Here is a 19135-nt window from a genome sequence, read left to right on the forward strand (position 1 = left end):
ATGTCTATTTAGAACCTTATTGTGTATTTTTTTTCATTTAAGAATTGAAAAAACAATAATAACATGAAGAGAGGTACTAAAAAAATAATTCTTCCTTGATACCTTGGAATTACATTGGATAATGTCGCACAAAAAGCAGCATTAAACAAAAGGGAAGTTCCAATTGCAATCATCAACAAGAGACTATCCTTTTTTAACTTTCTTTTTCTAATTATTAATACGGTTATTATAATTGAAAGGTACAAAAACAATACTTCTAAAATTACTTTAAAATAAAACGAAACTCGTCCTTCTACTTTTTGAGTAGAATGGTCAAAAGCATATAAATCATCAGGAAAATAGAACTCTACAATACTTCTTAAATCCACATAATCTAATGGGGACTGCTCTATAGTGATTAATTGCTTCAATGTACCAGTAATTGCCAACGCAATAAAGTCTATACGTAGCTCGTCATCAGATAAAATGTCGGAAATTAAATCTCCGTATTCAGCTTCTTTTTCAATCCAGCAATTCGTCCAATCACCCCTATCCAAGCATCCTCCTTTATATATTGGACTCTCGGGGTCGTATAAATAGAACCCAGCAGCAGGCCATTGATTCAGTCTATCCTTATATTCACATAAAGACTTATAGGATGGAGAAAAGCTGGCTCTTTCACAATTTTTATTTAGAAATTTACTGGCTAAACCACTCTCTATGTATCTTGTAGCTAGAATGATATTATTAGTTCTTGAAATTATAAAACCTGCCCCAAATGAATAGTTAATCAAACCTATTGTTAACAAGCTCCCTCCAAAAAGTGAAGCTATAAATATAAATCGTTTGAAATGATGCATCAGTTGCTTTTTTACTAGAAAATAGATCCCTAAAGCAATTAATTGTGCAAAAACCAGAGGAATATGTGATAAATGGGTGATTATTGAAACCAAAAAAATAATAGAAATGAAACCGATATGGATACTTTCTTTTTTATCCAATACAACCAAAAGAAATAAAGAAAGAATAGATATGACGGTGAAAATATCAGCTATAACCAAGCTAGTGTAATAGCCTACCCCAGAAAATATGCTCATAATAACTCCTATTATAAACAACACTAAAAAAGGTCTATGGGGCTGCACCAACTTTTTAATAAGCAAAAAAACTAAATAATTATAAATGATTGATTGTGCAATTATTACCAACCAAGTGCTATAAGAAAGACTAAGGTGTCGAACCAACAAACCATAAATTATTGGACGGTCAATTGGGACCGTCCCTGTATGTCCTGAAACCAAATAGGTGCCGGAGTCAGGAAAAAGTAAGGGATAACCGTTACTAAATGCCGGTGCAATTGTGACTAAAACTGACCCAACAAATAAAATAATATTTAGGATAGTCCATTTATTCAGATTAATAATCCCGTTCTCCATTTTTTGCAGCTTCATTGTCAATTTCAATTAAATCTTCCCAATATGTATCATAACTTTTGGTTTTCAAAAAATTACCCCAATAAGTCTTCTTGGTTGTTGCACAGTAATGTAACAAACCATTTCTATACTGATAAGCTTGAAAAAGATTAAGGTATATAAAGAAAGTTGTAATAACTAATATTCCGATAGTTAACCATCTACTTTTCTGTATCACGTACCCAATAAAAGCGGCAATGGGAAAAGCAAAAACACCGTAAAAATCGATAAATGGACGTGCACCAAACGAACCACCATACCACCATGACCACCAAGAAAAAGTAACATAAATCAACAGTGCAAGTAATACTAGAATTGCCCCTCTGACTTCCTTCTTATTGAATAAGAGACCAATAAATGCAAATACCATAAAAGGAGTATATAATAACCAACCTTTTCGGTAACTAAACAATCCACCAATTATTTTAGGGTCATTAAAAAAGAAGTGTTCATTATCCGAATAAGAGAAAAAGACCCAGTTTCCAGTATTGTATTTCCAATAGAGTAGCTGAGGTACAAGAACCAAAAAAGCACATAACACAGCACAAGCTACTTGTTTCCATTTGAAAACAAATAGCAACAAACGAGTTTTTATTGCAGCAAATGAATTAATACCATAAAGTAAGAAGAATAGGACAATCAATATATTAGTTGGTCGAATTAACACAATTAACCCGCCAAGCGTTCCTAAAAGAAGTAGGGATTTATTAGATTGTCTTTCATACCATTTTATTGTAAAATGGACGAACATAGTTATTAGCGCAAAGCTAAATACATGTCCCATGCCAGATTCAAAAACCACATAGTTAACTATGTTAGTTCCAACAGCAACACCAAACAAAGTAATTGCTGTTGTTACTTCATTATAGAATCTGAGCAGAATATGCCTTAAATAGACTAAACCAATTGTAAAAAATAACATTGCAGAAAGGACTATGGATAACCGATAGGGTAAGGTATATCCGTTTGGTACATATCCAAAGGCAGGAGCTAACTGATGAGCGATTACAAACATTGGCAAATAACAAAAAGACACTCCCATAGTGGTTTTAATCACCTTTCCATTATTTTCAGCTATCTGATACCATATTTTTAGTCTAACATCGTCATTTTGTTTTTCAGCAAACTGTAAAGATATATCCTGGTAAATAAAGATTGCGGGTAAATAAGCATAATAAGAAATTATATCATTAGAAATAATCTCCTTATCATCTCTCCAATATTTTGTTGCAAATACAATAGAAAAGACAATTAGTAGACTTGATACAATGCTAATATGACTTAATGAAACTTTAACCATACAAAGCTTCTCCTTTAGGAATTGCGGCAATTAACTTTTTGGTATATTCCTGTTGAGGACTATTGTATACCTCATCAGAGAGACCTATTTCTTCTATCCTACCTTGGTTCATTACAACAATTCTATCAGACATGTACTTCACCACAGACAAATCGTGTGAAATAAAAATATAAGTAAACCCTAAATCGCGTTTTAAATCATTCAATAAATTCAATACTTGAGCCTGAACGGAGACATCTAATGCCGAAACCGATTCATCACAAATAATAAACCGAGGGTTTACGGCCAACGCCCTTGCAATACAAATTCGTTGGCGCTGACCTCCACTAAATTCATGCGGGTAGCGATCGTAGATTTCAGAAGTTAGGCCCACTTTCTCCAATAATTCTTGGACCTTGACCTTTCGATCTTTACTATTTAAACCAATACCATGAACCTCCATCGGTTCTTTAATTGCTTCACCAATAGTCATCCTTGGGTTTAATGAAGAGTATGGATCTTGAAATATTATTTGCAATTCCTTTCTAAAAAGGCGCATTTTAGAAACGTCACACTTAACCAAATCAACCCCTTGATACCATACTTCACCTGACTTGGGCTTTATTAGCTGAAGTATAGCTCGACCTAAAGTCGTTTTTCCGCAGCCAGACTCACCTACCAATCCTAACGTTTCTCCGGGGTATATGTCAAAACTTACCTCATCTACAGCTTTTACTACTTCCTTAACCTTTCCAAAAATCGTTTTTGAAATCGGGTATTCTACCTTAATATTTCTTAGTCTTAAAATTGGGTCCTGTTCATATAATATTTGGCGTTCCTTGTTTTTAGTCGTTTGACTGATAGATAGAGATTCAAACACCTTGTCAACAGATTGTTCCCTAGATGACAATTTACCCTGTTTATCAATAAACATAAAGTCATTAACTGTGGGCAATGATTTTAGTACCTTATCAACAGGAGGTCTGCATGCCAATAAACCCTTCGTATAAGCATGTTTTGGCGTCATCAATACTTCTTTAACAGAGCCTTGTTCAACTATATTCCCTTTGTACATCACTATTACTCGATCTGCGATTTCTGCCACTACCCCCAAGTCATGAGTAATAAAAACGATACCGATACCGTGTTTATTTTGAATATTTTTTAATAATTGTAGGATTGATTTTTGAACTGTTACATCCAATGCTGTTGTCGGTTCATCTGCTATTAATATCTCAGGATTACATGCAATGGCCATAGCTATCATAACCCTTTGTTTCTGACCGCCAGAAATTTGGTGAGGATAAGCATCATATATTACTTCAGGTCGGGGTAATAATACCTCTTTGAAAAGCTCTATAACCCTAGCCTTTGCTTCTTTTTTATTTAGCCTTAAATGAAGAATTAGTGACTCTGCAACCTGTTCACCACATTTAAAAACTGGGTTTAGAGAGGTCATTGGCTCTTGAAATATCATCGCAATCTTATTACCGCGATATTTCCTCATCTCCTCATCACTCAACCGTAAAAAGTCAGTTGAAGAGCCTTTCCTATCTGTGTAAATTATCTCTCCTGATTTATAACTTCCTCCTTTTCTTAATAACCCCATTGCAGACAATGAGGTAACAGATTTTCCTGATCCTGATTCTCCAACAATAGCTAAAATTTCTCCCTTGATTAAAGAAAAACTCACATTAGAAACGGCAGTATTCTCCTGGTCACCATTCTGAAACGAGATGGTTAAATTTTTAAACTTTAATAGAGAGTTATTGAGGTGCAATGTCAACTATTTAATTATGTTCATTATTTAAATTCAACCTATTAAGTGTTATAATATTTAATTCACCAAAAAATTTATATTGGTTGAACTCATCTTTCTTAAATGTAAAAATACCATTACTGTTTGTTGAATCATTCTCTAAGTAGTTCTTATAATGAACATTTTGGTATTCCAATTGAATATCACTTAATTGTGCTTTAGGATTCACCTCTTCATATTCCACACCATTGTACATGTAGATCATTTCATAACCGAGTGCAGTAATGTGCAAATTGATCATTTTATCATTCGAATACAATGAAAAATGTCCATTTTCATCAGTAAATGTATTGCTTGCAATTGTCCAATCATCAATATACCCCCTAATTATTGCGCCTTCTATTGGTTTATTAGATAAACTATCTCTAATATAACCATCTACTCGATAGTTCTTATAACCAACAATATTTCTATAATTATTATAGCAAATGCAATCATTAGAAGGTTGATAATCTAGCAAATGTTTTAACTTCCAACCAGCTGGTTTGACGCTCCCATATATAGCTTTTGAGCTATCCTTTAAATAAGTAATGCCTTTATGATCCAAGAGAGCTGTGTAATTATGTTCAAAATTATCCCCCCAGTATACATCTTGAAATTGCCACCATCCGAAACCACTAATTCCGCAATCAACCGCACGCTTAAAGGCAGCTTCCATAAAGTCACTTTGAGCGGCATACAAAATAGAGTCATTATCTGAAGGCAACGAGGTCTCAGATATAATTAAGGGTTTATCAACATATTTACTCCACCAATAGATTTCATTGGGCACTCTCAATGGATTATAAGTGTGAAATGAAACGAAATCTAAAGGCAAAATAGAAGGATCCCATTCAAAAGCCTCCAGTGGTTCTCCAAATCCAATAGTAGAAAGCTGATAAGGGGCTAAAGAATCTTTTAACTTTTTCCATTCTTTTACCAATTGAAGTGCAGAGTATTTACTTCGTGACTGATCAACACCTAGTAATGCATCAGATTTATCAAAATATAGAGGTTCGTTACATAAGTCGTAGGAAAAAACATTATTGTTATTCTTCAATAATGCGTATGTACTTTTTATAAACTCTATACGAGATTTCTCCTCAAATTCATTTTGCCTATGATTTGGAAGTAAAATCATTACCTTCAACTGATGCTTGGCGGATAAATCAATTACCTTCTTTATTGCATTTTCAAATTTTTCATTAAAAGAGGTAAATTTTACCTTATTGTAATTTCCAAAACGATCATATAAGTTAATCAACAACTCTCCAGAGTCATCGTATTTATCTGAGTTGTAACCCACCAGTCGAATACTATTGAATCCTAATTTATTCAACAACTCGAAATGGTTTTCCAACTGGCCCAGCCACTCCTCTTTACTTGTTCCAATGTGAATATTTAAAGAATCATATTGAACATTTGGAACGGGAATAATTTCCTCCCCAACTTCCATAAAATCTACCATATAATTCATCATGACAGGAAAAAAAACACTGTCTCCTAGCATAAACTCCTTATCATTTAAATAGATAAAGCCATTTTCTTTTGCAACTCTTTGACTCCTTTCTGAATCAGACTCACAGCTGTAAATTAAGATGGATAGTATAAAAAATGGAATTATAAACTTCATAAATAGAATACACTTATCTAGCTGTATACAACCGCCTTAGGGTTTAATAAATCTTCTCCTCTAAATTTGAGGATAAGTTGTGCAATAGCAACAACATCCCTTTGACAATATTCTTTTATTTTATCTAAGTCTTTGTCTTCCCAGTAGACCCTGGCAATATCACTGCCATCTATCTCTTGCTTTGGTGTTGGAATTCCAAATAAAGTAGTTAATACATCCAAGGAAGTATAGTGCTTATAATCGCCAAATTTCCACAGCTGTAAGGTATCTAGATGTTGTATCTCCCACGGTTTTCTTCCTGCGGTATCTAGCAAAAAAGGTAATTTAATTCCATTTACCAGCATTCTTCTCGCAATATATGGAAAGTCAAACTCTTTCCCATTATGAGCACACAATAGATAATCTGTTGATCTAAAATACTGCTTTAGCAATTCTGAAAAGTTGGTCAAAAGAGTATTCTCATCATTATCTATAAAGGACTTTACACGAAATGTTCTTTTCCCTTCTACCTCTCTTATGATTCCTAAGGATATGCAAACAATCTTACCAAACTCAGCATAAATGCCAGCTCGTTCATATAGCTCCACAGAAGTTTGATCGTCTTTTGCAATATAGCCTGCCTTTTTATCCCATAACGATTTCCATTTATCAGATAACAATTCATAATTAGGAAACAAGGGCACCGTTTCAATATCTATAAAAATTATCTTCTCTAGCCTTATTTGATCAAGCATATCAATAATTTATAAGCAGTTAGTATTTCTGTAAAGATAATTGATTTATACTTAGCTTAATATTAACCTTTATTAATACTTACTTTATCAATACCCCTTTTGAACCGATAACGGGTATCACAGAAAAATTATCTTCTGAAATCGATTCCGCAAGAAAAATATACTTTTTGTCATACATTTTTCCATTCATCTGGTAACTAACCCAAAACTGATTGTTTAATTGAAAGACATCTTCCATTATAGACTCTACCTTGGCGTAGCTTTGTGGCGGAAGATCTGCAATCATATGTCGCAATACAGAAGTTCTAATTTCTTCTCCATTTTGCTTCTTAAGATAACCACTTGAACTGACCATCACATTTGTTAAACTAGATTCATTATCATTAATCAAGTTAACATACCACGACAGCTCTCCTTCTATTTTTTCTGGCACAATAGCTACATATACCCCTTTAACATCAGGAATGTCAATATCTTTTCTCATATATTCAAAAGTGTTTTAAACGCGAACGCCAATGATTATAATATCATCAACCTGCTCTTCATGACCCATCCAGGATTTTAGAAAACTATCTAGCTTCTCACATTGCTCTCTCATTGGTAAGTTGGAGCCACTTACTAAAAGCTCTCTAAATCTTTTGTACATCATTTTCTTACCCTTAGGGCCTCCAAATTGGTCAGCATAACCATCAGAAAATACATATAGCTGATCACCGGATTTCAACTGAATTTTATTGTTAGTGAAAGACTCTTCCTTACCTGGTAGAAATGAACCGATTGGAAATTTATTGGCTTTAATCTGCTCTATTTTACCATCTCTCAATAAATATAAAGGATTAAATGCACCTGCATATTCTAACTCTAATGTGCTGTAATTTAATGCACAACAAGCTATATCCATTCCATCCTTACTTGAGGAGCCTTCCTCTTTCTGGTGGAGCGTTTCAGAAACTCCTTTATTTAATTCGTTTAGTACTTGAGCTGGGCTTTCCCCACCTGTACGTTGCAGAGCATTTTTAAGGTTTGCGTGTCCCACAATACTCATAAAAGCTCCTGGGACCCCATGTCCCGTACAATCTACAGCAGCGAAAAATACTTTCTCGTTCGAACGTTCCATCCAATAAAAATCACCACTTACAATGTCCTTTGGCTTGAACAATATAAAAGAATCCGGCAGTAACTCATTAGTTAAACGCTCGGGAGGAAGTATAGCGTCTTGAATTCTCTTGGCATAGTTAATACTATCCGTTACTTGAGTATAGTATTCCTCTATTTTATGCTTCTGTTGTTCAATTTCTTCTTTTTGTTGAACAACCTCCGCTGTCCTTAGTCGTACTTTTTCTTCGAGCAATCGTTCGTTCTCTGCCAAATCTTCACGCATCTTTAATAGAGCGTGTCCCAATTGATCACTATTACTCAAGGGAGTGTATACAGACCCAAAGTTTCCTGTTCCTATTTCATTCGCAAAATCTTTTGTTCTTTTTAATCCATCTACCACATTATTCATTGCGCGAATCATATCGCCAATCTCATCATTACCTTCATTAATTTTCTTTCTGGGAAAAACACCTTTGCCTAACCTCACTAACACCTCTCTGAGGTTTTGTATCGGTTTCACAATGCTTCTTGTAGTATATAATGCAATCATTATACCTCCCAATACCAAAAACAAACCAAGATATTTTACCAAGTCTTGAAGGTTCTCAAAAGACTCTGTCATAAAGTCAATTTGAGATTTGAGCTGCTTTCTCTGAAGTAGTATTAAATGATCCAATTCATTCAATAATTTTTTAGACTGTATATCAATATCACCCCCCTCGGCCAACATATAACCAGCTAAGAAATCATTTTGAAGGTCTCCATAACTTTCAAAAGAGTAGAAAATATCTTTTAATTCTTGATATGAATTAAACAATAGTTGAATATCTTCGAAAATAACCTTAATACTGTCCTTTTCTGAACCAAACTGCTCACTAAACATATCATCAAGACGCACTTTTAGCTCCGGATATGCTGTGTCCATTATATGGTTTAACCTTAGTTTAAACGGCTCGTCTTCTTTAGGCTCAGAGGGCCACTTAGCAATAAGTGAGGTAGATTCCAAAATCATAAACCTCAACTCCTGAAGGCTTGCAGTAGTTGGGCTATATATATTATTGATTTTATCATTTAGGGTTCTTGATTCAGAAAGCCTAATGTAAGTGGTGACAAAAATAATTAATGTAAGAAAAATTAAAATCCCAAACCCGAAACCTATCTTCTTACCAATCGTTATTCTAAAACTCATAATTGCTAATAAGCGGTTTTAAACTATTCTCCTTCTTCGTTTCCTTTAAGAATTTCAAGTTCTTGTTTATATGCTTCTGATTTCGCTAAATCATTGAGACTGTAATATATTCCTTGAAGACCAATCAATGTTTCTTCTCTTTTTGGATCTAAATCATATGCCTTTTTCATGTATGGTAAAGACTTTTTAAATAGCGCCAAAATCTGATCTTGAATATTATTTAACTCTTCCAAATCAAGGCTATAATCCATATTATTTACAATATCGACTCCTTCATTATAATACAAAATACCCATATTATAGTTAGCACTGATATTGTTCGAATCAATTTCTAAAACTTCTTGGTATAACGCTCTTACTTTATCTAGCAACTCTTTTGAAGACCCAGTGGTGTCTATTGATGCCATCTGAGTATAAGTAGTAGCAAGCGTTAATTTATACATTATATCTCTTTCTTGATCAACTACATCAGGCTCAACAAATGCCATAATGTCTTTATAAAATTCATAGTTTGATATTGCAATCTTATAATCTTGAGGATTAAAAGAAATTGCAGCATGATTATATATGGTGGTTGCTAAAAATTTTAGGTTTTTGAGTGTGCTTTCACTTATTTCTCCACCCTTATCAATTTCATATGCCTTCTTAAAAGATTCTACTGCAACTATCCTAGAGGGGGACAATTTATTATCTGACTCTGATTCCTTATAAATTTCTTTATAAATAACTCCTCTGTAATACCATGTTCTAGAATCATCTTGAAACAAAGGATCTACTATTGCAGCATCAATTAGTTCCTGCGCTTTAACTAATTCTTTATTTTGAAGTGCATAAATAGCATTACTCAATTTATTTTGAGCGTGCACTACATTGGAGGACCAAAGAAGCAGAAAAGCCAATATGTAAAATAGCTTTTTCATAATTATTTAACTACTAGTGCAACGTCTTCTAAGCTTTTACTAACCTTAAGGTTATGCTTTTCAACATTTGACTTATTTAATTCAAACTTTTGTCTATTCGCAACAATAACGAAATTAATTCCAGACCCTTGAGAAGTTAATCCCGGCGCCTCAGTCACAATCAAAGTACTTTTCCCTTTCAGCTTTTGAACTGCTCCATTTAAATTGGATGATGCATCGTCTGGAATATATAATATGTGTATTTTTTCACTAATTTCAGAAGGACTTGAATAGACCTGTATTTCAAACTCTTGACTTGCAACTTTTTTAGTTTTAGACATGTCGTAGAGTGCTTTATAGAGACTTGATTTATTACCCAAAATACCAACTACAAAATTACCTGACTTATATTCTGCAGGCCAATCAATGTATTTGGTAAAATTGTATAAGAAGGCAGCTTTGATTTTTGATGTCGTATCTACTTGTGGATTCGACTCAATAAAACCAAAACTCATACTGCTTAAAAACAATAGTAATATGAATCTATATTTTCTCAATTTTAAACTTATCAACTTCAATTAAACCACTAAAATAACATTTTTTATCATAAATCAGCGCTTAAAGCGAAACTCATGCCAATTATTTTTTTCTTGTTTTAAACAAGTTGTTGTTTTTTCTGGAGCCACCTCCTCCACCTTTTCGCTTATAATTACTTCCTGAAGATTTCAATCGACTCTTGCTAATGGTTCTCTTCATTTTAAACCTACTCTTCCCGTTCTTATTATTCTTGTAGGCTCCACTACCATTTCTAAACAGTCTTTTTTGCTTTTTGCGCTTATACTTCTGTAAAGCACCTCTTGTTCCTCCCTTGAATGGATTGCTATAGTAGCCCTTTTTTGAGGTTTCGTCCTTACCAGTAGTTGGGTTTCTTTTAGCATTCTTTTGGGCACGACTAGGTGTATTAAAACCTTTACTGCATGAACTTAACCCAATAGAAATAACGAAAATAAAAATAACTGAGTAACTTAATGAAAATAATTTCACAGGTGTTGACTAAATTTTGCGCAAAGCTACTAAACAGCTATTAGAGTATGGTATTATCTATTATTATTTTCTATCTGGTATAGAAAGCAAAGGAACGGAAGTTCTATAAGCGAGCATCTCTGTATTGGAACCCTGAAAAAGTCGCTCAAAAAACGAGTGTTTTCTTGCAATCATCGCCAAAAAACCACTTCCCCCATCTAATAAATAGGAAGTTAAACCGTCTGCCACTTTCTCTTTCTTTGCAAAAATAGCATCCGTCTTCACTGGCAATAGAAAAGCTTTCAGCTCATCTAACACTTCTCTTTTCGAAACTGAAATTTCTATTTCTTCGGTTTGTAATACATGCAACACATTCACTTTTTTATTCATTGCAGTCGCTAACTTTTTAATGATATTTAAGCTTGAAATATCTTGAATAGGCTCAAGATCAGAAGCAAATGTAATTGCGTCAAACTTTTTATAATCATACTTTTCTGGTATCGCTAGAATTGGTATTGCAGCAGTTTTTATCATCCTAGTAGTATTGCTGCCGATAAAAAACTCTTCAAAAGCGCTTACCCCTTTTGTTCCCATCACAATTATATCGGCATTGACTTCTTTCGCTACTTGGGGCACTACAGTCTCCAAATCACCTATATTAGAATAAGTTCTAAACTCTATATCCTTATAACGTAGGTCAGACTTAATGTCTTCTTCTACTTTTCTAAGTCCTTTTTCAGAATCTTCCTTCAAAACATCTATGATTGATGTTACAATATTTGATTTTGAATAAGGTAGTTCAAAACAGTTTAACACTGTCACCTTAGAAGTGCTAATCAATGCAAATTCTAATGCAAAGTCTAATGCATTTTTTGCATTTTTAGAGAAGTCTGTCAATACTAATAAGTTCATCTTTATGAATTTTGGTCTGTTTGTTTTATATACAATTTAAAGCCTTTACCATGAATATTAATAATCTCTATACCATCATCGGCTTTTAAGTATTTTCTCAGTTTAGTGATGTAAACATCCATACTTCTTGAATTGAAATAATTATCATCTCCCCATATTAACATTAAAGCAGCTTTTCTTTCCAACGTTTTCCCATCGCTTTGCGCTAACAGCTTCAATAAATCATTTTCTTTTGAGGTTAGTTTCACCTCTTTACCGTTTCTTGACAAAACTCTTCTATCAGAGTCGAAAGTATAACTACCAATTTCAAAGGTTGTTTGATCTTTATCAATACTTCCTGCATCTAAAGACCTTCTGAGAATTGCTTTAATTCTTAGAAGTAAAACTTCCATACTAAATGGCTTAGTTATGTAATCATCCGCCCCTAAAGTAAACCCTTCCATCGTATCTTCTTTCATGCTTTTCGCAGTCAAAAATACAATTGGTATATCAGAATTGATTGCTCTAATCTCTTTTGCTAAAGTAAATCCGTCCATTACAGGCATCATTACATCTAAAATACACAAATCAAATGATTGATTCAAAAACTTTTTAAGACCTCGCTCCCCATCAGTTGCTAATTCTGTTTGGTATCCTTTAGAATTTAAATATTCACTTAATAATGATCCTAAATTATCATCATCTTCAACTAATAGTATAGTTCCATTTATCTGCTTCATATTTTTATTTTTTTAATAGAGGTATTGTTACTGTAAACTTACTTCCTATTCCTAGCTTACTGGAAAAAGTAATTGATCCTCCGTGTTTCTCTACAATTTCTTTTACATAATTCAATCCTAATCCAAAACCTTTAACGTTATGAATATTTCCTGTTGGCACTCTATAAAATTTCTCAAAAATCTTTTTTTGATCCACTTTTGAAATCCCTATTCCTTTATCTTCTATAGTTAAACTGATAGTTGTTGCTTTTATTTCAGTAGAAACATGAATTTCTGGTACCTCTTTTGAATATTTTATTGCATTGTCTAGCAAATTAAATACCAGATTTGTGATTAAAACTTTATCTGCTAAAATTAGATCATCCCCCTCATCAAAACTAGAAGTAATGACTCCACCTCTAGTTTTTACTTGAATTTCTATGCTTCGGATAACATCATCAACCAATAAATTAAACCTTACTTTTTTCAATTTTAACTCAAAATCACCGGAATCCCAAATAGCACTTTTCAACACATTCTCTACTAACAAAGCCAATCGATTATTCTCTTGGCCAATCATCCGAACGTAATTATTTCGTCTTTTTTCATCCACCCCTAACTCGCTATCTGACAAAGCCTCACAGGCCAAAGAGATAGTTGAAATAGGTGTTTTTAGCTCATGAGTCATATTGTTAATAAAATCATTTTTAATGATCGAAATTCTTTTCTGTTGAAAAATAGTCCTAAGAGCAAAATAAAAAATTCCAATCAATATGGATATCAAGATAACTGAGGCAACTAATATTTGCCATACTTTTTTCAACAAATACTTCGCACGATTGGGGAATAAAATCAACAGAGCATCAGTTTCCATTAAATAGTCATTGGGAAATAAATCTATTCTATATGGAGTTTCTAATAACTCCAAAGTCCATTCATTTTCAGTATTGGCCAGCAACGCTCTATTCTTCGCATTGTATATATCAATTATTGCTTCTGCCCTAATCCCTCTTTGTCTTAATTCATTTCTTACAATTGTATCAAGAGTATTGACATTTATTCGTTCAACAGCACTTTTATTGATACTAATAAAAGCCAATTCATTTACGATATCATTTACTAATACCGACTTATTCTTTATTTGGTCAGCTGTTAACCCCTTATTCACAGAACTAGCATTTTCATCTGATCGAAGCACTCGCTTCTGTGTTTTTCGAATTATAAATGTATTTGAATCTTTAAAAGAGGGTCCTGGAAATTCAATTTTAAATTGCTCTCGATTAGGATTTCTACCTGAAGAATCTAAACTAATAATAGGACTACTAAACCCCTTTTGCGAAGCTACATCATCTCCCATATCCTGTAAGTAGAGGCTTAAATCTGAAGAGTTTGATTGATTAAACTTTTTACTAACTTGAGTGATTGCTTCTTTCTTCTCAAGCCTAAACAAAGCCTGCTCTAAGCTTTCCATTACAGCTTGATCAAACTTTTCTCTTCTTAACTCTATTGCATTATTAATCCAATACAATTGAATTAATAATATCCCAAATAGCACTACAGAGGTAACTGTAATTAACAATAGAAAGTTTGACTTTTTCACAAAGACGAAGTTAAATATCCAATTCTCAATATCTCTAGTGTTTAACTTTAATTAACAGGCCTTAACGCTTGCTTAACAATTCATTATAAAAGTTCGTATTACCTTAGCAAGGTCTAATGAAAATTGGATCAATACATACAGAATTTATGTTAAATAAAAACTACAGTTAAAAGGCACCGAAAACGGTGCCTTTTGTTTTTTACCTACCTTATTCATTACTTTTACCTTTACTAAAAAAGGTGAATATGATACAACTTCAAAACTATATAAACGGCTCACTTACGACTCCCATATCCAATGAATACCTAGACAACTACAACCCTTCAACTGGCAAAGTTTATTCTAAAATACCTGACTCAGACCATAGGGATGTTCAAATGGCAGTTGATGCAGCGAAAAAAGCTTTCGAAGCTTGGAGTAATACTTCTAAAGATGACCGTTCTGCAATTTTATATCGTATTTCCACTTTAATCGAGCAGAATTTAGACCGACTAGCCGAGGCGGAGTCTAGAGATAATGGCAAACCCGTAAGCTTAGCAAAAAGAGTGGACATCCCCAGAGCAGCACACAATTTTAGATTTTATGCTACTGCTATTCTCCATTTTAGCTCGGAGTCTCACAGTATGGAAAGCAACGCAATCAATTATACTCATCGTGACCCTGTAGGTGTGGCCGGTTGTATTTCTCCTTGGAATTTACCTTTGTATTTATTTAGTTGGAAAATTGCGCCAGCACTTGCTGCGGGAAATTGTGTAGTGGCTAAGCCTTCTGAGATTACCCCAATGACCGCTTTTTTACTTTCTGAAATTTGTATAGAAGCAGGCTTACCAAAAGGTGTTTTGAATATTGTGCATGGTTACGGTCCTAAAGTTGGTGAAGCTATTGTATCCCACCCGGACATCCCTCTCATTTCATTCACCGGCGGAACTCAAACAGGTAAGCATATAGCGCAAGTTGCCGCACCGATGTTTAAAAAACTATCATTAGAACTTGGTGGCAAAAACCCTACGATTATCTTTGAGGATTGTGATTTTGATAAAATGTTAAATACAGTAGTATCATCTTCTTTTGATAATCAAGGGCAGATTTGTTTATGTGGGTCACGAATATTTATTCAAGATAGCCTATATGATAAATTCAAAGCTGAGTTCATAAAAAGGGTAGATGGTTTAAAAGTAGGGGATCCAAAACTAGAAACAACCAATATGGGAGCTTTGGTTTCAGCGTCTCACCTGAATAAAGTATTGTCTTATGTTGATCTTGCCAAAGAAGAAGGAGGTCGTGTTTTAACAGGTGGAAGTAGAATTCGATTAGAAGGGAATCTTGAAGAGGGATGGTATATGGAACCTACTGTAATTGAAGGCCTAGATTATCAATGTAGAACAAATCAAGAAGAAATTTTTGGCCCTGTTGTAACTATTACCCCTTTTTCAACGATTGAAGAGGTTTTAAAAATGGCAAATAGCACAAAATATGGGTTGGCGAGTAGTGTTTGGACAAATGACATCAACAAAGCAAACTATATATCAAAAAAAATACACGCAGGAATTGTATGGATTAATTGCTGGCTACTGCGTGATTTAAGGACCCCTTTTGGAGGTGTTAAGCAAAGTGGTGTAGGAAGAGAAGGTGGAAATGAAGCTTTACAGTTTTTTACCGAACCCAAAAATGTGTGCATCAAATACAACTAATTCTACTAAGTATGATCCTCTGCAATAAAAATGTTTTTAGATATGTCTCAATTGTAATGTTATTGTTTACTATGCAAACCGCTGCGGTTGCACAAACTTCATTAGCTGTTGATAAAAAAGGAAAAGTAAAGAGAATACATTTTTATAGAGGTGATATTATCACCATAAAAATCAAAGAAGAAAAGAATAACCTGACAGGATTTATTGAAATGATTGAAGACTCTGCAGTAATAATTGAAGGTAGAAAAGTTAATGTAAATCAAATTGAATATATAATAAACCCACAAGGCCCTTTTATTTGGCGCCTTTTAAGTCAATTAGGTATTAAAGGTGCAATTATCTACTTCACATTGGATACTGGTAATAGAGTTATTAATAATGAAAAGCCGATCGTAGACGAAAAAACTTTAAAAGTGACGTTGCCTTTTCTTGTAGTTGGGGTCGTAGCAACTTTAATTAAAAATAAAAAGTACCGGAACAATGGTTCTAATATCAAGATTGTAAAATTATAACTTATTCCATTTACTGAGTTTTGAACACTAAAAGTGTTAATAGTAATAACAACATTAAATTCTAGACGCCCACATTTACAATACATTTGTTAGAAACACAGAGGAATGAACATTAAATCACTAATTGTACTGTTTTTTCTTTCATTATCGCTTTCTAGCTATAGTCAGTCAAGAGATAAAGAATTTCAAATAAAATTTAACCAAGCTAAAAATCATCTATCTCATCGAAAGATGATGAAAGCACTACCGATCCTTTACGAACTATATCAAATAGATAGCGCCAATTCCAATATTAATTACTTAATAGGGGTCTGTTTTGTTGAAGGAAATATCATAACCGAAAGATCAATATATCATTTAGAAAAATCCTTAAAAGATGCTTCAGCGAGATATGACTCTGATAGTCATGAAGAACGAAATGCACCAATTTATGTTCATTACTATCTTTCAATCGCCTACAGCCAAAATAAAAAATGTTATTTAGCCATAAGTAGACGAGCTAGTTTCATGGAAATTTATACTTATGATGATCAATACTATCCAAGAGAATCGCAAAAATGGATCGACAAGTGTGCTGAGGAAGAGGAATTAATTCCTTCTAATCTAGAATTTTTAGCCAAATTAGAAGAGCCAGTAAAAGAACTTCCAAAAGAAGAAGTTGAATATTCTCTTCCCTTGCTATCACTACAATCAGTAAAAAAAGAAAAAGAGCAGAAGAAAGAAGAGAAAGAGCCTGAACCTTTTAAGCCAACAAGCATTGTAACAAAAGAAGTTGAATACACTACAAACATGCCACTATACGGGGTTCAGGTGGGTGCGTTTAAGGAAATGATGCCGGTTTTACGATTCCCAGATCTTAAAAATGTAGACGCCTTTGTTGACTCTACTGGATGGGTTAGATATGTTGTAGGGCATTTTTCTTATCGATCGCAAGCCGAATCACTCAAAAAAGTGATCATAGATGCTGGCTACCCAGATGTTTTCATTGTTGATGTCAATAAAGATAAAAAATATGCTGACAACGTAATTAGCATTGACAATATGAGCTTAAAATCAACAATCTCAGGTAAAATTGAGTTTAGAGTTCAATTGGGAGCATTTAAAGATGAAATTCCAGTCGAAATTGCTCAAAACTACCTTAAAATAAGCCACCTAGAAGAATACACTGTTGGTAACATTACTTATTTAACTTCAGTAGGCTTTCCTACCTATAGCCAGGCAATACAAGCAAAAGATCAATATGTTAAAATTGGAGTGTCTGACGCTTTTATTGTCGCCTTTAATAAAAAGAAGAAAATACCTTTGATAGATGCTCTAAACTATACACACGAGAATCCTGCCAATAACCTACAATAAATATGAACTACAGAATACTTACTATTATTAGCATTTTATTTTCATCTGCATTATTTAGCCAGAATAATAACGATGAAGAAAAGATGTTTATTCAAGCCAGACAACTGCTAGCGATGCGTCAGATAGAAGAAGCAATTCCCAGCCTTGAAACATTGTATAACCTTAATCCTGAAAACGCCAACTACAATTTTTTACTTGGGGCAGCATATAGGGAACTAGGAAAAAACCGAGCATCCGCAATATTTCATTTACAAAAGGCTATTTTAAACATAACAGAGAAATATGATGCCTCTACCTACAAAGAGGAAAAAGCGCCTATTTTAACTTACTATTATCTAGCAACTGCCCAAGTTGATGATGATCGATGCAAAGATGCCGAGAAATCTTTAGAAAGCTTAAAAATGTATGGAGAACAAGTCGACGCTTATTTTATTCGGGAGATTGAGCGAAATCTAAGTAAGTGTGATTATGATGCTATACCAGAAGTCATAAAAGAAGAAAATCTTCCTATTGCTGAGCTGGTTGTTGCTCCGAAAGCTGAAATAAAAAAGGAAATTCGAAAAGAAGAAATTGTAGAGAAAAAAGACCCAATGGCAGGCTTAGTGACCAAAACCATTAGTTACACTACCAAAGCTCCCTTATGGGGAGTGCAAATTGGGGCTTTTAAAGAGGTTATACCTACCAGCAGGTTTGACAATATTAAGAATGTTGATGCATTTGTAGATAAAGAAGGTCTTATCAGATATGTTGTAGGACACTTTTCATACAAACAACAAGCAGAGTCATTACTTGAGGTTATTCAAGAAAGTGGAATCCCTGACGCCTTTATTGTTGATGTAAATGATAACACCAAATTCCATGAGTCAATTGTAAGTGTCAATAATATCAATATTAAACGTGGTATTATTGGAAAAGTAACTTTTAAAATTCAGATTGGTGCATTTAAAAATGAAGTTCCTGAAGAAGTTGCCAATAAGTACCTTATGGTAGATAACATTCAGGAAGTAAATTATGAAGGTCTTACCCTATTATTGGTAGGCAACCATGAATCATATGATGAAGCGTTAAAACATAAAGAGAAATTAATACTAGAAGGTCTTGATGAGGCTTTTGTAGTAGCATTTAACAATGGTAAAAAAATTCCACTCAAGGAGGCAAAAGAGCACTCTCAGAAGTAAACTAACCGACAGAATTATTTAATCTTATTGGTTTTGATTTAATGTTGTATATTTTGATAATATTACACGCAGCAAGATTCTTAA

17 protein-coding genes are annotated in these 19135 nt (G+C 33.6%); 4 read left to right on the forward strand and 13 right to left on the reverse strand.

All coding sequences use genetic code 11. The annotated features are described in order from the left end of the window. Positions 1-8: 8 nt before the first annotated feature. The 13 genes from GQN54_RS02345 to GQN54_RS15555 all read right to left on the reverse strand — a co-directional run bounded on the left by GQN54_RS02345 (position 9) and on the right by GQN54_RS15555 (position 14314). Positions 9-1430 (reverse strand): hypothetical protein, encoded by a 1422-nt coding sequence (locus GQN54_RS02345; RefSeq protein WP_207554790.1) that lies wholly within the window; start codon positions 1428-1430, stop codon positions 9-11. Next, a complete protein-coding gene (locus GQN54_RS02350) occupies positions 1396-2751 on the reverse strand; it encodes a hypothetical protein (RefSeq protein ID WP_160631562.1) in 1356 nt (451 codons plus the stop codon). Before GQN54_RS02350 ends, GQN54_RS02345 begins: the two co-directional genes overlap by 35 nt. Beyond that, positions 2744-4510 carry an ABC transporter ATP-binding protein gene (locus GQN54_RS02355; protein ID WP_160631564.1) on the reverse strand — a complete coding sequence of 589 codons (1767 nt, stop codon included), beginning with the start codon at positions 4508-4510 and terminating at the stop codon, positions 2744-2746. The genes GQN54_RS02350 and GQN54_RS02355 overlap by 8 nt, the downstream gene beginning before the upstream one ends. A 10-nt stretch (positions 4511-4520) precedes the next feature. Then, entirely contained in the window at positions 4521-6161 is a 1641-nt protein-coding gene (locus GQN54_RS02360; protein ID WP_160631566.1) for a peptidase associated/transthyretin-like domain-containing protein, read from the reverse strand. A 17-nt stretch (positions 6162-6178) separates the two neighbouring features. Then, positions 6179-6895 carry a 3'-5' exonuclease gene (locus tag GQN54_RS02365; RefSeq protein WP_160631568.1) on the reverse strand — a complete coding sequence of 239 codons (717 nt, stop codon included), beginning with the start codon at positions 6893-6895 and terminating at the stop codon, positions 6179-6181. Positions 6896-6974: 79 nt separating this feature from the next. Continuing rightward, on the reverse strand, positions 6975-7379 hold the full coding sequence (locus GQN54_RS02370) for a hypothetical protein (protein WP_160631570.1): 405 nt from the start codon (positions 7377-7379) through the stop codon (positions 6975-6977). Between the two features lie 15 nt (positions 7380-7394). Then, positions 7395-9182, reverse strand: coding sequence for a SpoIIE family protein phosphatase (locus GQN54_RS02375; RefSeq protein ID WP_160631572.1), 1788 nt, complete (start codon positions 9180-9182; stop codon positions 7395-7397). Between the two features lie 23 nt (positions 9183-9205). Further along, positions 9206-10102: a tetratricopeptide repeat protein gene (locus GQN54_RS02380; RefSeq protein ID WP_160631574.1), complete on the reverse strand. Its 897-nt coding sequence runs from the start codon at positions 10100-10102 to the stop codon at positions 9206-9208. Between the two features lie 2 nt (positions 10103-10104). Continuing rightward, positions 10105-10638, reverse strand: coding sequence for a YfiR family protein (locus tag GQN54_RS02385; RefSeq protein ID WP_160631575.1), 534 nt, complete (start codon positions 10636-10638; stop codon positions 10105-10107). An 82-nt stretch (positions 10639-10720) separates the two neighbouring features. Continuing rightward, on the reverse strand, positions 10721-11125 hold the full coding sequence (locus GQN54_RS02390) for a hypothetical protein (RefSeq protein WP_160631577.1): 405 nt from the start codon (positions 11123-11125) through the stop codon (positions 10721-10723). A gap of 63 nt (positions 11126-11188) precedes the next feature. Next, the gene (locus GQN54_RS02395; RefSeq protein ID WP_160631579.1) at positions 11189-12016 is read right to left on the reverse strand and encodes a universal stress protein; all 828 of its coding nucleotides are present in this window, start codon (positions 12014-12016) and stop codon (positions 11189-11191) included. 2 nt (positions 12017-12018) lie between these two features. Further along, positions 12019-12735, reverse strand: coding sequence for a response regulator transcription factor (locus GQN54_RS02400; protein ID WP_160631582.1), 717 nt, complete (start codon positions 12733-12735; stop codon positions 12019-12021). 4 nt (positions 12736-12739) lie between these two features. Next, on the reverse strand, positions 12740-14314 hold the full coding sequence (locus GQN54_RS15555) for a sensor histidine kinase (RefSeq protein ID WP_160631584.1): 1575 nt from the start codon (positions 14312-14314) through the stop codon (positions 12740-12742). A 245-nt stretch (positions 14315-14559) separates the two neighbouring features. Here GQN54_RS15555 and GQN54_RS02410 point away from each other — a divergent pair, with 245 nt between their 5' ends. From GQN54_RS02410 to GQN54_RS02425, 4 genes are all read left to right on the forward strand, one after another. Then, complete coding sequence (locus GQN54_RS02410; protein ID WP_160631586.1) at positions 14560-16005, forward strand: aldehyde dehydrogenase; 1446 nt, start codon at positions 14560-14562, stop codon at positions 16003-16005. Positions 16006-16076: 71 nt separating this feature from the next. Then, entirely contained in the window at positions 16077-16517 is a 441-nt protein-coding gene (locus GQN54_RS02415) for a hypothetical protein (RefSeq protein ID WP_160631588.1), read from the forward strand. A 105-nt stretch (positions 16518-16622) separates the two neighbouring features. Continuing rightward, on the forward strand, positions 16623-17873 hold the full coding sequence (locus tag GQN54_RS02420) for an SPOR domain-containing protein (protein WP_160631590.1): 1251 nt from the start codon (positions 16623-16625) through the stop codon (positions 17871-17873). Positions 17874-17875: 2 nt separating this feature from the next. Continuing rightward, on the forward strand, positions 17876-19051 hold the full coding sequence (locus tag GQN54_RS02425; RefSeq protein ID WP_160631592.1) for an SPOR domain-containing protein: 1176 nt from the start codon (positions 17876-17878) through the stop codon (positions 19049-19051). Positions 19052-19135: the final 84 nt, after the last annotated feature.

The organism is Acidiluteibacter ferrifornacis (assembly GCF_009909615.1).
Taxonomy (GTDB): domain Bacteria; phylum Bacteroidota; class Bacteroidia; order Flavobacteriales_E; family Vicingaceae; genus Acidiluteibacter; species Acidiluteibacter ferrifornacis.

Excerpts from the sequence above, each read along its gene's own strand:
- GQN54_RS02345 (WP_207554790.1), bottom strand. The coding sequence starts at position 1,430 with ATGAAGCTGCAAAAAATGGAGAACGGGATTATTAATCTGAATAAATGG.
- GQN54_RS02350 (WP_160631562.1), bottom strand. The coding sequence starts at position 2,751 with ATGGTTAAAGTTTCATTAAGTCATATTAGCATTGTATCAAGTCTACTA.
- GQN54_RS02360 (WP_160631566.1), bottom strand. The coding sequence starts at position 6,161 with ATGAAGTTTATAATTCCATTTTTTATACTATCCATCTTAATTTACAGC.
- GQN54_RS02365 (WP_160631568.1), bottom strand. The coding sequence starts at position 6,895 with ATGCTTGATCAAATAAGGCTAGAGAAGATAATTTTTATAGATATTGAA.
- GQN54_RS02370 (WP_160631570.1), bottom strand. The coding sequence starts at position 7,379 with ATGAGAAAAGATATTGACATTCCTGATGTTAAAGGGGTATATGTAGCT.
- GQN54_RS02375 (WP_160631572.1), bottom strand. The coding sequence starts at position 9,182 with ATGAGTTTTAGAATAACGATTGGTAAGAAGATAGGTTTCGGGTTTGGG.
- GQN54_RS02380 (WP_160631574.1), bottom strand. The coding sequence starts at position 10,102 with ATGAAAAAGCTATTTTACATATTGGCTTTTCTGCTTCTTTGGTCCTCC.
- GQN54_RS02395 (WP_160631579.1), bottom strand. The coding sequence starts at position 12,016 with ATGAACTTATTAGTATTGACAGACTTCTCTAAAAATGCAAAAAATGCA.
- GQN54_RS02400 (WP_160631582.1), bottom strand. The coding sequence starts at position 12,735 with ATGAAGCAGATAAATGGAACTATACTATTAGTTGAAGATGATGATAAT.
- GQN54_RS02410 (WP_160631586.1), top strand. The coding sequence starts at position 14,560 with ATGATACAACTTCAAAACTATATAAACGGCTCACTTACGACTCCCATA.
- GQN54_RS02415 (WP_160631588.1), top strand. The coding sequence starts at position 16,077 with ATGCAAACCGCTGCGGTTGCACAAACTTCATTAGCTGTTGATAAAAAA.
- GQN54_RS02420 (WP_160631590.1), top strand. The coding sequence starts at position 16,623 with ATGAACATTAAATCACTAATTGTACTGTTTTTTCTTTCATTATCGCTT.
- GQN54_RS02425 (WP_160631592.1), top strand. The coding sequence starts at position 17,876 with ATGAACTACAGAATACTTACTATTATTAGCATTTTATTTTCATCTGCA.